The following is a 13442-nucleotide window of genomic DNA, read 5'->3' as shown; positions in this document are numbered from 1 at the left end:
GTTCCATCATGATAGAAAATAAAATCGTATTCATCACAGGAGCTGCGCAAGGCATCGGGTATGAGATCGGCAGGGAGTTCGCGGTCAAGGGAGCGAAGGTCGTCCTGACCGATCTTGATGAAAAGAAAGTGGAAGAAGCTGCAAGCTCCCTCCGTAAAGAGGGCTTCGAGGCCAAAGGCATCAAATGCGACGTGACGTCCGAAGAGGATATCCGCGGAGCAGTAGACAGGACGGTGGAGGCATACGGTCGGGTCGATGTGCTGATCAATAATGCAGGGCTTCAGCACGTCGCCCATATCGACGAATTCCCCACCGAAAAGTTTGAACTGCTCATCAAAGTGATGCTCACTGCACCCTTCATGGCCATCAAGGCGGTATTGCCCCATATGAGGGATCAGCGGTGGGGACGGATCATCAATATGGCTTCCATCAATGGCCTCATCGGCTTTTCCGGCAAGGCTGCGTATAATTCGGCGAAGCACGGCGTCATCGGGTTGACGAAGGTTGCCGCACTTGAAACGGCAGACCAGGGGATCACGGTCAACTCCGTATGCCCGGGGTATGTCGATACCCCCCTCGTCCGGAATCAGCTCGCAGACCTTGCCTCCACTAGGGGAGTGGAGCTCGATAAGGTCGTAGAAGAAGTGATTTACCCCCTTGTTCCTCAGAAGCGGCTTCTCGATGTGAAGGAAATTGCGGATTACACCCTATTCCTCTGCAGTGATGCGGCGAAGGGCGTGACCGGTCAATCGGTCGTACTCGATGGGGGCTACACCGTCCAATAGAAGATTGAAAGCGGCGTTCGCCTGTTACACCGGGTGAACGCCGCTTTTCCTGTCATTTGGACCCCAAGAATAAAAAGGGCTTGCGTGAAGGTATACAATTGACTAAAATAGACCATATATATGATAGTACTATATGAGACGTTGATCAGGAGTAGTAATGATGAGTCCCGGAGCAGAGAGTTGACGGCTGGTGAAAGTCAATCGGAAGACCTCATGAACTCGCCTGTTGAGTCGCAGATCTGAATGGAGTAGGATCTGCCGTTTGCCGCGTTATGGTTGAATGAAGCTGAGTGCGCGTACACTAATGTGGGTGGTACCGCGGGAGTATAAACCAAACTCTCGTCCCAAATATCTTATTTGGGGCGGGAGTTTTTTGTATTTCAAGGCAATGGCCCCGATCTCCAGCTATCGAAGAAAGTAAAACCACTAAGGAGGTCTCACGATGAGTTTTAATCATAAGCAAGTCGAGACGAAATGGCAGAAACACTGGGAAGAAAACAAGACATTCAAAACGACGGAAGACCCTGGGAAGAAAAAGTTCTATGCCCTTGATATGTTCCCTTATCCTTCAGGAGCCGGGCTTCATGTAGGGCATCCGGAGGGCTTCACGGCGACGGACATCCTCTCAAGGATGAAGCGCATGCAAGGCTACAATGTCCTCCATCCGATGGGCTGGGACGCATTCGGCCTACCGGCAGAACAATATGCACTGGATACGGGGAATGATCCTGCCATCTTCACGGAACAGAACATCAACAACTTCCGCAGACAAATCAAATCCCTCGGGTTCTCTTATGACTGGGACCGCGAAGTAAATACAACGGATCCGGATTACTATAAATGGACGCAATGGATCTTCCTTAAGCTGTATGAAAAAGGTTTGGCATACGTGGACGAAGTAGCTGTCAACTGGTGCCCTGCCCTCGGTACGGTCCTTGCCAATGAAGAGGTCATCGACGGGAAGAGCGAACGTGGCGGCCACCCGGTCGAGCGCCGTCCGATGAGACAGTGGATCCTTAAAATCACAGCCTATGCCGATCGTCTTCTCGAAGACCTGAATGATGTGGACTGGCCGGAGAGCATCAAGGATATGCAGCGCAACTGGATCGGACGTTCCGAAGGCGCGGAGGTTGTCTTCAACATCGATGGCCACGATGAATCATTCGACGTATTCACCACCCGTCCCGATACGATCTTCGGCGCAACCTACGCGGTCCTTGCACCGGAACATCCCCTTGTAGAAAAGATCACAACAGGGGAGCAAAAAGAGAAGGTAGAAGCGTATCTCGACAAAGTGAAAGCAAAGAGCGATCTTGAGCGTACGGATCTTGCCAAAGAAAAAACTGGTGTATTCACCGGTGCCTACGCCATCAATCCGGCGAACGGCAAACAAATGCCGATCTGGATTGCCGACTATGTTCTCATGAGCTACGGTTCAGGAGCCATCATGGCAGTACCTGCACATGATGAACGGGATTATGAGTTCGCAAAAGAATTCGGTCTACCGATCATCGAAGTGGTTTCAGGCGGAGATATCGACAAGGAAGCCTACACAGGAGATGGGGATCACGTCAACTCCGACTTCCTCGATGGATTGGGGAAAGAAGAGGCCATCACAAAGGCGATTGCGTGGCTTGAAGAGAAGAGTATCGGTACGAAAAAAGTGACCTATCGCCTCCGTGATTGGCTGTTCAGCCGTCAACGTTATTGGGGTGAACCGATTCCGATCATCCACTGGGAAGATGGTACTGCCACGGGAGTACCTGAAAGCGAGTTGCCGTTGATCCTTCCGAAGACGACGGAAATCAAGCCTTCAGGCACGGGTGAATCCCCACTTGCCAACATCAGCGACTGGGTGAACGTCACCGATCCCGAAACAGGCAAGAAGGGCCGTCGTGAAACGAACACGATGCCACAATGGGCGGGAAGCTGCTGGTACTTCCTCCGCTACATCGATCCGCACAACAAAGAGGCCCTTGCAGATGCCGAGAAGATGAAGGAATGGCTTCCGGTTGATACGTATATCGGAGGCGCCGAGCATGCCGTCCTTCACCTTCTATACGCACGATTCTGGCATAAATTCCTTTACGATATCGGTGTGGTACCGACGAAGGAGCCGTTCCAGAAGCTGTTCAACCAGGGAATGATCCTTGGTGAAAACAATGAGAAAATGAGTAAATCCAAAGGCAACGTCGTCAACCCGGATCAAATCGTCGAGTCACACGGGGCAGATACACTCCGTTTGTACGAAATGTTCATGGGGCCGCTTGAAGCGTCTGTAGCATGGAGCACAAACGGTCTTGACGGAGCGAGACGATTCCTTGACCGTGTATGGCGCCTCCTTGTGGAAGAAGACGGGCAGCTCAGCGGAAAGGTAACGGACCGTCCGAATGAAAAACTCGATAAAACCTATCATCAAACCGTCAAAAAGGTGACCGAGGATTATGAAGGACTCCGCTTCAACACGGGTATCTCCCAGCTTATGGTCTTCATCAACGATGCATACAAAGCCGATGAACTTCCTAAGGAATATGTCGAAGGCTTCATTAAACTCTTGTCTCCGATCGCCCCTCATATGGCAGAAGAGCTTTGGAGCAAGCTCGGACATGAAGGGACCATTTCATATGAAGCGTGGCCGACATTCGATGAGTCGAAACTCATCGACAACGAAGTGGAAATCGTCCTTCAAGTGAACGGAAAGGTCCGTGCAAAAGTGATGATCCCGACAGACATGAACAAGGAAGACCTTGAACAGCTGGCGAAGGACCATGAAGAAATCAAAGCCCAGATCGAAGGGAAAACGGTTCGTAAAGTCATCGCCGTACCAGGCAAGCTCGTCAACATCGTGGCGAACTAGTTTGTTTCCGACAGCACCTTTGCTATAATCATGGTACGAACCGTGAAAGGAAGATGATGATGCAGGAAATCAAAACCATTACAACAGATGAACTTCAAAAGAAACTCGAAAACGGAGAAACGCTTGAACTCGTCGACGTACGAGAAGATGAAGAAGTGGCCGAGGGCATGATCCCGGGCGCGCGGCACATCAAGATGGGCGATATCCCCGATTCACTCGATAAGTTCGATACAGACAAGGAATATTTCCTGATCTGCCGTTCCGGTAACCGAAGCGGAAATGTAGCTCACTACCTTCAAGACCAGGGTTACAAGGTCGTCAACATGGAAGGCGGCATGCTGGACTGGTCAGGGAGTACAGAACCAAAAAAATAAGCTGATGAGAGGACGTCAATACGGGCGTCCTCTTTTTTAGGTTTATTTGTTTGAATAATAAGAAAAATGTCCATACTGTTAGCAAAAACGGGAGTGGTGAACGTGATACAGGTGAAAGTGTTCGATTATGAGCATGAAAAGGATCTGGAGCAGGATATGAACGGTTTTTTGAAGGAGCTGGATGAGAAAAAGATCGTGGATATCAAGTACCATGTAGCCGCCCTGCCGGAAGATGACGAAGAACAGATCTACTGCTTTTCTGCCATGGTGATCTACAAAAAATAAAAATAGAAGCTGGGACAAACGTGCTTCAATCATAATAAAACCCGAATGTATTTGCTTGCGGAAAGGCAAATACATTCGGGTTATTGTATTCATTCATGCTCATCTTTATTTCATTGTTTCTAGCGGTTGATTGGAGTGCGAGACGAAGACTCCTGCGGAAAGCGAAGTCTTGCACGGAAATCATGACCGGCATACAGAACCTAGACTGATTGTGTTCGTCATAACATGTCACCTTTTTTCGTTTTGTCCCCACCTCTATGCAACTTATTCAGGACTGCGCAATGGCTGCATTGGACCCTGCTAGACGACCGGTGACGAGTGCGGATGTGATATTATACCCGCCGGTATAGCCGTGAATATCAAGCACCTCTCCACAGAAGAAGAGTCCGTTCATCTTTTTGGATGCCATCGTCTTCGGTTCGATCTCCTTGATGGACACGCCACCGCCTGTGACGAAGGCCTTATCGATGGATAGGGTCCCGTTCACGGTGAATGTGAAGTGCTTCAGCAACCGGGCGAATTGGCGGAGGTGATCGACTGCGAGGTGATCACCCTTCTCATCGAGGTCGATCCCGGACTTCTCCAATAGAAAATGAAGGTAGCGCTCTGGCACGAGGCCCTTGAACAGGTTTTTAGCCGACTTTTTCCCATCGGTCTTCACCTGCTTGTGGAGGCGCTGGAACAGCTGTTCATCGTGCTCATCGGGGAAGGAATCCACTTCCATCGTGACATGGGTGAGGTTCCATTTCTTCATGGCCTTTACCACATACTGACTGCACCGGAGGACGGCCGGACCCGAGACCCCGAGATGGGTGAAGATCATATCCATGCGGTGGGTGATGATCTTTTTCCCTTTGGGGTTCATCACGCTGAGCGCCACGGAGCGGAGGGAGAGTCCCTGGAGCTCCTTGCGCTTGACGAACGGCTCATCGGATGTGAGGGGGACTTCCGTCGGGAAGAGGTCGGTGACGGTATGCCCTGCTTTCTCTGCCCACGGGTAACCGTCCCCGGTGGATCCGGTATGGGGAACGGATTTACCGCCAACGGCCACGACGACGGCAGCAGCGCCGAGTTCATCTCCGTCCTTCAGTCTTACGCCGACGGTAGCGCCGTCTTCATACAGGATCTCATCCACTGTCGTACTTGTACGGATCTGGACGTCGAGCCTTTTCATCTGATCGAGGAGGGCTTCGACGACATCCATCGCCCGGTTGGACACAGGGAACATCCGGCCGTGATCCTCCTCCTTGAGGGCGATCCCGAGATTCTCGAAAAAGGAAATGATATCTTCATTGCTGAATTCAGAGAACGCACTGTAGAGGAAGCGGCCGTTCCCAGGGATATGCTTGATGATTTCGTCCACGGGGAGGCGGTTCGTAACGTTGCATCGTCCGCCGCCTGAAATGGCGAGCTTACGGCCGAGCTTCGTCCCCTTATCGATCAGGAGGACACGGGAACCCTTTTCTGCAGCGGCAATGCTTGCCATGAGACCGGAGGGACCCCCTCCGATGACGATGACATCATATGTTTTTTTCATTGATTACACCAACTTCTATTCTGATAAGATTGTTTGTTTGAATGGAAAAAGACCCATTAAGGTTCTCTTTATTTTAAATGGGCTTGTTTTGAAAAACAACCATCCGAAAAAAATTGTCATTCGTTTCATACAGTAGTAAACTACTCATAGTGTGTAAATTTCAGAGTGTTTATTCCAAGTCTCTTTTTTGAGAATAAGTGCAACAAGGTAAATTGAGAGGGATACTATGTCATCAAAACTAATTCGCGGAACGTTTATTTTGACGCTCGGGACCTTTATTTCCAAGTTTTTGGGTCTTTTTTATGTTATACCGTTCGACCGTTTATTGAGGGGACATGAAGAAGGGGCCTCCCTTTATCAGTACGGCTATGTTCCTTACACTATATTCTTGACCGTGGCGACGGCCGGAGTGCCGCTTGCCGTGTCAAAGTTCGTATCAAAATATAATGCCATAGAAGAGTATGCGGTAGGTAGGCGGCTGTTCAAGTCGGGCCTTTTCCTCATGACCATTACCGGGATCGTTTCCTTCCTCATCATGTATGCTTTCGCTCCGATCTTTGCCGAGATGACCATCAAGAGCGATGACCAGGTCATCACGGTCGCTCAGGTGACGACGGTCATCAGGGCTGTGAGCTTCGCCCTGATCATCATCCCGTTCATGAGTTTGATCCGGGGGTTCTTCCAGGGGTATCAATCCATGGGACCGACGGCGCTCTCCCAGGTCGTCGAACAGATCGTACGGATCATCTTCCTCCTCGGAGGGATCTATGTGGTCTTGAATGTCATGAACGGCACCGTGACGACTGCCATCAGTGTCGCCACATTCGCGGCCTTCATCGGAGGGATCGCAAGCCTGGTCGTCCTCATCTGGTACTGGTTCAAACGGAAGCCGCAGCTGGACGAGCTCATGCTTGAAGACAAAGGACAGGTGCAGGTTTCCCTGCGCTCCATGTACAAGGAGATCATTGCGTATTCCGTCCCGTTCATCTTCGTTGGACTGGCGAACCCGCTCTTCCAGCTTGTGGATCAGATCACGTTCAATACCGCCATGGCAGATATCGGAAATGCCAGGGTTTCTGACCATGCATTCGCCGTTTTGAATTTCTACACGCATAAATTGGTCATCATACCGGTGTCGCTCGCGACGGCGTTTTCCATGACGTTGATTCCATTGATCACCACGTCCTATACGAGCGGTGACCGGAAGACGATGAGACGGAATATCGATCAGACCTTCCAGATCCTCTTGTTCCTGACCGTGCCGGCAGCCCTCGGCATTGCGCTTCTTGCCGAACCGACGTATACGATGTTCTATCATAGCGATGCACTTGGTACATCCGTACTGCGGGCATACGCACCGGTCGCCATCCTATTCTCCCTGTTTGCCGTCACGGCGGCGATCCTACAGGGGATCGATGAGCAGAAGTTCACGATTTTCAGCTTGCTTGTGGGGTTATTATTGAAGCTAAGCCTCAACATCCCCCTCATCAAACTGTTTGAAACGGAAGGGGCGGTCCTCGCCACCTCCATCGGCTATATCGTGGCGATCCTGATCAATCTCTACGTGATCAAGAAATACGCCCGGTATCAGTTCAGGCTCATCATCAGGAGGACGGCATTCATCGCCGCGATCAATATCGTCATGGCAGTCGTCGTACTGGCCATCTACTGGCTGCTTGTGAAATTCCTGAACCCGGCTTCAGGATTCCAGTCGATCTTCATCGTCGCCATTTGCGGCGGCGTCGGCGGACTCGTGTACTTCTACATCAGCATGAGAAGCAGGCTCGCGGACAAGCTATTCGGAGATCGCATTACCCGCTTGCGAAGCAAATTACGAATCGGATAAACCACAAAGGGGATGATCACTCATCCCCTTTTCAATTAGAAGGAGAGTGACGCATCATGCGTATTGATAAAATGCTGGCCAATATGGGCTATGGAAGCAGGAAAGAAGTCAAGAAGCTGCTGAAAGAAGGCGGACTTCAAGTGAACGGGGAAGTCGTCAAGGACGGGAAGAGCCATGTGAATCCCGAAACCGATACCGTCGTCCTGCACGGGGAAGAAGTGCAGTACAGGGAGTTCATCTATCTCCTCATGCACAAACCACCAGGCGTCATTTCCGCTACGGAGGATCAGAACGATGAAACGGTCATCGACCTCCTTCAGATGGAAGACCAGATCTTTGAACCATTTCCAGTCGGCAGGCTCGATAAAGACACAGAGGGCTTGCTACTTCTTACAAACGATGGACAGCTGTCCCACCAGCTTCTATCACCGAAACGGCACGTTCCGAAAACCTACTATGCCCGCATCGAGGGCGAGGTCACGGAATCCGACGTGAAGGCATTTGCCGCCGGCGTGACCCTCGATGATGGGTATGAAACCAAGCCAGGCAAACTGACAATCCTAGAATCTGCACCTCAATCCGAAATCGAACTAGTGATCACCGAAGGCAAATTTCATCAGGTGAAAAGGATGTTCGAAGCTGTCGGGAAGAAAGTGACCTACTTGAAGCGGATCTCCATGGGACCGCTTGGACTCGGGGACCTCGAGCTCGGTGAGTACCGGGAGCTGACGGAAGAAGAAGTGACGATGCTGAAGGAATATAAACCGGAATGAACGAAGGCGGCTCCTGACGGGGTCGCTTTTTTTGTTCGTGAGGGTAGATGCATGCTGGATAAGAACGCAGAAGTTGATAAACGTGAAGTGAGAAACAAGTATGCAGGCTAGTTAGTGGCGAAGGAATGTGTGTGCTGGTTGTGCACGAACACGAAGCGTGGAGAGGACAACTGAGTTGGGAGTATCGTACGTTAGTGCAGGTGAATGGTAGATTAAAGAACGGTTTCGTACGTAAGGGTGGTTAATCGCAAATAGAAATTGCCCGGCAAAAGTCATTCGCAAATAAAATTTGAAATGTCACAAATAAATTCAGAAAAGTCGAAATTAAATCTTTTGAATTTGCAAATAAGGTTGTTCTCAGGCTCTGAGTTTGGTGGGAAGGAAGAGAAAATCCTCATAAAGCGAGTGCGAAGAAAGTCGTTATATGTCGATCGGGGAATTTGATACTATTCTGCCTTACATATTGCTTTTAATAATGGGGAGGTTTACAAACAATCCACCATTATCGCCCGTATCAACAAAAAGTCGCAAATAAAGAATCGGATTGTATATCTGGATGTAAGCCAAAACCCCCAAAAAGGCAAGGAACGCCTTTCCGGGGGTTTCGTCTTATGCTTGTCGGGTCAGACCGACCCGCCTCCGCTTTTCTATAATCAACTCGTCATTTTTACTTTTTTTGTGGTTGTGGTCCAGTGCCCTCTTGTTGGGCTTTCGACCAGGTCGTTGTAGGCCAATACGTTGAGATCTCTTTGTATGGTGCGTGGAGTAATGCCAAATTCGTCTACAAGATCTTGAGTTGTTACTGTACCTTTCTTATTGATGTACATGTATACAGCCTTGATTCTATTCAGCATACGATTGGTTGAAGGTTTCAAGAAACCACTCCCTCATCATTATTCCAAAGGCAAAGACTACAGTGTCTACTGTGCACCACACGTGCTACCTAAGTACTAAGCGCTTTAGACAACCCCTTTTGTTGACCGCGGTTCCGGGTCATTTTATAAATTTGAAATGTCAGACAACTACATTGTAACGCTATTCCAGAAAAATATCTAGGGAATTGTTCGATTTCATCCATTCAAATGGATGGGATTGGTTCTAGAATATGTTTGTATATGAAAAAACATGTAAGATGCAGTGAATTTTCTTGTTGTTCCTGTTTGGTTTTACAAGGCAAACAGTATAAAATGGGAGGGAGAAAACTATTACATATAGAGCAGGTGTTAGAATGACGATAAACTGGATGAATGAAGTGGAAAACCGAAAGGACGATTTACTGAAGGATCTTCAGAAATTCTTGCAAATCAAAAGCGTCATGGATGAAGAAGATACTACGGAGGAAGCTCCCCTTGGTAAAGGAGTGAAGGAAGCATTGGACTATATGCTTTCTCTTGGGGAAAAGGATGGTTTCACACCGAAGAATGTCGGCAATCTTGCCGGGCATCTTGAGTTCGGTGAGGGAGAAGACCTTCTTGGGATCCTCTGCCACGTCGATGTGGTCCCTGAAGGGGATGGATGGAGTGTCGATCCGTTCGGCGGCGAAATCAAAGACGGGAAAATCTTTGCGCGTGGAGCCATTGATGATAAGGGTCCGACCATGGCGGCGTATTATGCCATGAAGATCGTGAAGGAACTCGGCGTCCCGTTTAACAAGAGGATCCGCATGATCATCGGGACGGATGAAGAGAGTGATTGGAGATGCGTCGATCACTACTTCGAGAATGAAGAAATGCCGACAATGGGCTTTGCGCCAGATGCCGACTTCCCGATCATCTATGCTGAAAAAGGGATCGCGGACTATGATCTCGTCCAGGAAGGTACACGGGATGCAGAAGCTGAAGGAATCCGCGTAAAGCACTTTGAATCCGGCCGTCGCTACAATATGGTGCCGGATCATGCGAAAGCTGTCCTTCGCATGGAGGAAGATCATACGAAATGGGTGCAATACTTTGACACCTACACGAAGAAAGAAGGCATCAAGGGTGACTGCTTCATGGAAAATGGGGAGCTTGTCATCACGATGGAAGGGGTATCGTCCCACGGGATGGAGCCTGATAATGGGAAGAACGCAGGCCTTTATCTGGCGGCGTTCCTCAGCAAGCTGCCCCTCGCTCCTTATGAGGCTGAATACTTCGGATTCACGGCCGAGCATTTCTTCAAGGATTCACGTGGTGTCCAGCTTGGGGTGAGCTTTACGGATGATATCACCGGCGATTTGACCATCAATGTCGGGAAACTCCGCTTCTCCGAGGATGATGGGGGCAGAATCGGGTTGAACATGCGTTATCCTGTTACATTCGATATGGTAAAAGGACGCAAGATCCTCGACGCAATCGAAGGGTACACCATCGAAAACTTCGATGACAGTGAACCTCACCATGTATCGGCCGATGATGACTTCGTCCGTACCCTGCAAAAGGTTTATGAAGATCAGACGGGTGAGAAAGCGGAACTCCTCAGCATCGGTGGAGGTACCTATGCAAGGAGCCTGGAAACCGGCGTGGCATTCGGTGCCCTGTTCCCGGGACGTGAAGACATTGCTCACCAAAAAGATGAATATATGTATATCGAAGATTTGCTGAAAGCGACGGCCATCTATGCCCAGGCCATCTACGAATTGACGTGTGAACAATCCTCCTAATGAGGAGGAATCTAACGACAGACTATATATAAAGGGGAGTGCAGGATGGAAACAGTATTTGTGAATGGTGAATTGATGGATCGGAAAGAAGCGAAAGTCGATATCGAAGACCGCGGATACCAGTTTGGCGATGGAATCTATGAAGTCGTCAGGGTTTATGGTGGAAAGACGTTCACCATGAAAGAGCATATGGAACGTTTCTATCAGAGTGCTGAGAAAATCAAGCTCCATATCCCTCACGAGATGGATGAGCTCACAGGATTGATCAACCGTTTGATCGAAGCCAATTCGATCCATGACGGAATTGTTTACCTTCAGGCTACTCGCGGGGTCGCCTCCCGTCAGCATCATTTCCCGGCATCTGACGTGAAAGGCAGTGTGGTCGCCTATACGAAGGAAGTGCCCGTACCACAGTCTCAGATGGATCAGGGTGTCACGGTGAAGCTTATCGAAGATGTTCGCTGGCTGCGATGTGACATCAAGAGCCTGAATCTCCTCGGCAATCTTCTTGCCAAGGAGGAAGCTGCATCTGAGGGGCATTTCGAGGCGATCCTTCACAGGGGAGATCTTGTGACAGAAGGATCTTCTTCTAATGCATTCATGGTGAAAGACGGAGTCGTGAGAACCCATCCTGCCACAAACCTGATCCTCAACGGGATCACGAGAAGGGTGATCCGGGACGTCGCCGGTTCAGAAGGGATCCCGTTCCAAGAGGACACATTTACCCTTGACGAGCTGTTGTCTGCAGATGAAGTCTTCATCGCAAGCACCACGTCCGAGGTGATGCCTGTTGTGAAAATCGGTGAACGCCTTGTAGGGGAGGGGCATCCGGGGGCTGTCACGAGAAAACTCCAGGGGGCTTTCAGGAAGCGGATCGAGCAAGAGGCTCCGGTGGCCCATTGATCGGGAGAATCCTTTGAAAGCCATTTATTCACAGCCTTTCATGCAGACAGAGCGCCGCATAGAGGAAGAGACGCAGAAAACGATCGAGACGGTCGGATACATCCATTTGTACAATGATAGAATCGAGACCCCTTCCAATGTTTTCGTCATAGGCGATGTGTTCGACGTGACCAGCAGGTCGCTATCGGCAGGCTACTGTTTCTTGTATCTCCACACCATCATCGGTGTGCGGACCTTCGTCATCAAATCTTCACCAGACCGCTTCATCCTTCACTACCGTTCATTGAAATGAGCGCAGGCAAAAAGGACCCTCCGTTTTCAAACGAAGGGTCCTTTCCTTTATCTAAAAGCTGAGACTGACTGCTCAGACCGGCCAGTGGGATTAAACGGTCTCAGAGAATCAAAAACGGAAGAGATCGCTTGAAAGGTAACGTTCTCCCGTATCGCATGCGATGCATACCACAACCTGATCCGGGGATAGCTTCTTCGCCACTTCGATGGCAGCGTAGCAGGCAGCGCCTGAGGATGGGCCGACAAGGATCCCTTCTTCGCTTGCCATCCTCCTGGCAATATCATAAGCTTGTTCATCCTCGATCCTATGAATTTCATTATAGATCTCCGTATTCAGGATTTCCGGAACGAAGCCTGGGCTTGTGCCGACGAGTTTATGCTTACCCGGCTTCCCTCCAGAGAGGACGGGGGATCCTGCCGGTTCCACGACGTGGATGTCGAGGTCGGGATAATACGTCTTCAAGCCTTCCCCTGTTCCGGTGATTGTACCTCCAGTACCTGAAGTGGCTACAAATGCGGCCAAGGGCTTGCCGATTTGTTCCATGGCTTCTGCAATTTCGATGGCAGTGGATTGCCTGTGTGCGTCAGGATTGGCGTGATTCTCGAACTGCATGGGCATGAAGCCGTTCTCGATGGACTCCGTCAGTTCCTTTGCTTTCGCAATTGCGCCAGGCATCTTTTCATCACCCGGGGTGAGAACCACTTCGGCTCCGTATGCCTTGAGAAGGTTAATCCGTTCCTGCGTCATCGTGTCAGGCATCACGAGGATTGCCCGGTACCCTCTTGCGGCTGCATTCATGGCGAGGCCGATGCCCGTGTTACCACTCGTCGGCTCAATGATGGTAGCCCCTTCTTTCAATAGGCCCGCTTTTTCCGCCTCTGTGATCATATGGTAAGCGGCCCGGTCCTTTACACTCTTGCTTGGATTATAGAATTCCAGTTTCACGTACACGTCCGCTCCTTCTACCGGAGCCAATCGATTTAGTTTCACAAGGGGGGTATCCCCGATCAAATCAGCGATGTTTTGCACAACTTTCATGATGAACATCCTTTCTGTCTTGTCTTATTATCGTTACTTTCTATCCTACTCAATCCTATAAATTCTATCAAATAAATCAGCTTTACGGGTCATTTCCCATGTATTTCCCCC

12 protein-coding genes and 1 other annotated feature are annotated in these 13442 nt (G+C 49.9%); of the genes, 9 read left to right on the top strand and 3 right to left on the bottom strand.

Features of this window, described 5'->3' with window-relative positions; genetic code table 11:
• Window positions 1-8 precede the first annotated feature (8 nt).
• From ABJ225_RS11380 to ABJ225_RS11365, 4 genes are all read left to right on the top strand, one after another.
• Window positions 9-785 carry a 3-hydroxybutyrate dehydrogenase gene (locus ABJ225_RS11380; protein ID WP_218247743.1) on the top strand — a complete coding sequence of 259 codons (777 nt, stop codon included), beginning with the start codon at window positions 9-11 and terminating at the stop codon, window positions 783-785.
• A 132-nt stretch (window positions 786-917) separates the two neighbouring features.
• Window positions 918-1135, top strand: a binding site (T-box leader).
• A gap of 92 nt (window positions 1136-1227) precedes the next feature.
• Window positions 1228-3642 (top strand): leucine--tRNA ligase, encoded by a 2415-nt coding sequence (gene leuS / locus ABJ225_RS11375; protein ID WP_056534798.1) that lies wholly within the window; start codon window positions 1228-1230, stop codon window positions 3640-3642.
• A 59-nt stretch (window positions 3643-3701) separates the two neighbouring features.
• Entirely contained in the window at window positions 3702-4016 is a 315-nt protein-coding gene (locus ABJ225_RS11370; RefSeq protein ID WP_218247744.1) for a rhodanese-like domain-containing protein, read from the top strand.
• A gap of 102 nt (window positions 4017-4118) precedes the next feature.
• Entirely contained in the window at window positions 4119-4301 is a 183-nt protein-coding gene (locus tag ABJ225_RS11365) for a sporulation protein Cse60 (protein ID WP_048007400.1), read from the top strand.
• A gap of 268 nt (window positions 4302-4569) precedes the next feature.
• Here the strand turns inward: ABJ225_RS11365 and ABJ225_RS11360 are convergent, their stop codons facing one another.
• Entirely contained in the window at window positions 4570-5838 is a 1269-nt protein-coding gene (locus tag ABJ225_RS11360) for a BaiN/RdsA family NAD(P)/FAD-dependent oxidoreductase (protein ID WP_218247745.1), read from the bottom strand.
• Between the two features lie 226 nt (window positions 5839-6064).
• Between ABJ225_RS11360 and ABJ225_RS11355 the strand changes: the two genes are divergently transcribed.
• Entirely contained in the window at window positions 6065-7684 is a 1620-nt protein-coding gene (locus ABJ225_RS11355; protein WP_056534803.1) for a putative polysaccharide biosynthesis protein, read from the top strand.
• A gap of 56 nt (window positions 7685-7740) precedes the next feature.
• On the top strand, window positions 7741-8457 hold the full coding sequence (locus ABJ225_RS11350; RefSeq protein WP_056534805.1) for a pseudouridine synthase: 717 nt from the start codon (window positions 7741-7743) through the stop codon (window positions 8455-8457).
• A gap of 653 nt (window positions 8458-9110) precedes the next feature.
• Here ABJ225_RS11350 and ABJ225_RS11345 read toward each other — a convergent pair.
• The gene (locus ABJ225_RS11345) at window positions 9111-9332 is read right to left on the bottom strand and encodes a DeoR family transcriptional regulator (RefSeq protein ID WP_056534809.1); all 222 of its coding nucleotides are present in this window, start codon (window positions 9330-9332) and stop codon (window positions 9111-9113) included.
• Between the two features lie 353 nt (window positions 9333-9685).
• On the opposite strand from ABJ225_RS11345, the gene pepV reads away from it, so the two are divergent.
• From pepV to ABJ225_RS11330, 3 genes are read left to right on the top strand one after another with little or no spacing between them, the layout of a single operon-like run.
• Window positions 9686-11098 (top strand): dipeptidase PepV, encoded by a 1413-nt coding sequence (gene pepV / locus ABJ225_RS11340; protein WP_347320232.1) that lies wholly within the window; start codon window positions 9686-9688, stop codon window positions 11096-11098.
• A 45-nt stretch (window positions 11099-11143) separates the two neighbouring features.
• Window positions 11144-12001: a D-amino-acid transaminase gene (gene dat / locus ABJ225_RS11335; RefSeq protein ID WP_347320230.1), complete on the top strand. Its 858-nt coding sequence runs from the start codon at window positions 11144-11146 to the stop codon at window positions 11999-12001.
• Between the two features lie 13 nt (window positions 12002-12014).
• Complete coding sequence (locus tag ABJ225_RS11330; RefSeq protein WP_218247260.1) at window positions 12015-12293, top strand: hypothetical protein; 279 nt, start codon at window positions 12015-12017, stop codon at window positions 12291-12293.
• Between the two features lie 108 nt (window positions 12294-12401).
• Here ABJ225_RS11330 and cysK read toward each other — a convergent pair whose 3' ends face one another.
• The gene (gene cysK / locus ABJ225_RS11325; RefSeq protein ID WP_347320228.1) at window positions 12402-13331 is read right to left on the bottom strand and encodes a cysteine synthase A; all 930 of its coding nucleotides are present in this window, start codon (window positions 13329-13331) and stop codon (window positions 12402-12404) included.
• Window positions 13332-13442: the final 111 nt, after the last annotated feature.

The sequence above is a fragment of the Rossellomorea sp. RS05 genome (assembly GCF_039822645.1).
In the GTDB taxonomy this organism is placed as follows: Bacteria; Bacillota; Bacilli; order Bacillales; family Bacillaceae_B; genus Rossellomorea; species Rossellomorea marisflavi_B.
Note: the sequence above shows the minus strand (reverse complement) of the source record. Positions and strands in the feature narration are given on the sequence as shown.

What these genes read in the sequence shown, in the direction of transcription:
- ABJ225_RS11380 (WP_218247743.1), top strand. Translation starts at nt 9, where the DNA reads ATGATAGAAAATAAAATCGTATTCATCACAGGAGCTGCGCAAGGCATC.
- dat (WP_347320230.1), top strand. Translation starts at nt 11,144, where the DNA reads ATGGAAACAGTATTTGTGAATGGTGAATTGATGGATCGGAAAGAAGCG.
- pepV (WP_347320232.1), top strand. Translation starts at nt 9,686, where the DNA reads ATGACGATAAACTGGATGAATGAAGTGGAAAACCGAAAGGACGATTTA.
- ABJ225_RS11360 (WP_218247745.1), bottom strand. Translation starts at nt 5,838, where the DNA reads ATGAAAAAAACATATGATGTCATCGTCATCGGAGGGGGTCCCTCCGGT.
- leuS (WP_056534798.1), top strand. Translation starts at nt 1,228, where the DNA reads ATGAGTTTTAATCATAAGCAAGTCGAGACGAAATGGCAGAAACACTGG.
- cysK (WP_347320228.1), bottom strand. Translation starts at nt 13,331, where the DNA reads ATGAAAGTTGTGCAAAACATCGCTGATTTGATCGGGGATACCCCCCTT.
- ABJ225_RS11350 (WP_056534805.1), top strand. Translation starts at nt 7,741, where the DNA reads ATGCGTATTGATAAAATGCTGGCCAATATGGGCTATGGAAGCAGGAAA.
- ABJ225_RS11370 (WP_218247744.1), top strand. Translation starts at nt 3,702, where the DNA reads ATGCAGGAAATCAAAACCATTACAACAGATGAACTTCAAAAGAAACTC.
- ABJ225_RS11355 (WP_056534803.1), top strand. Translation starts at nt 6,065, where the DNA reads ATGTCATCAAAACTAATTCGCGGAACGTTTATTTTGACGCTCGGGACC.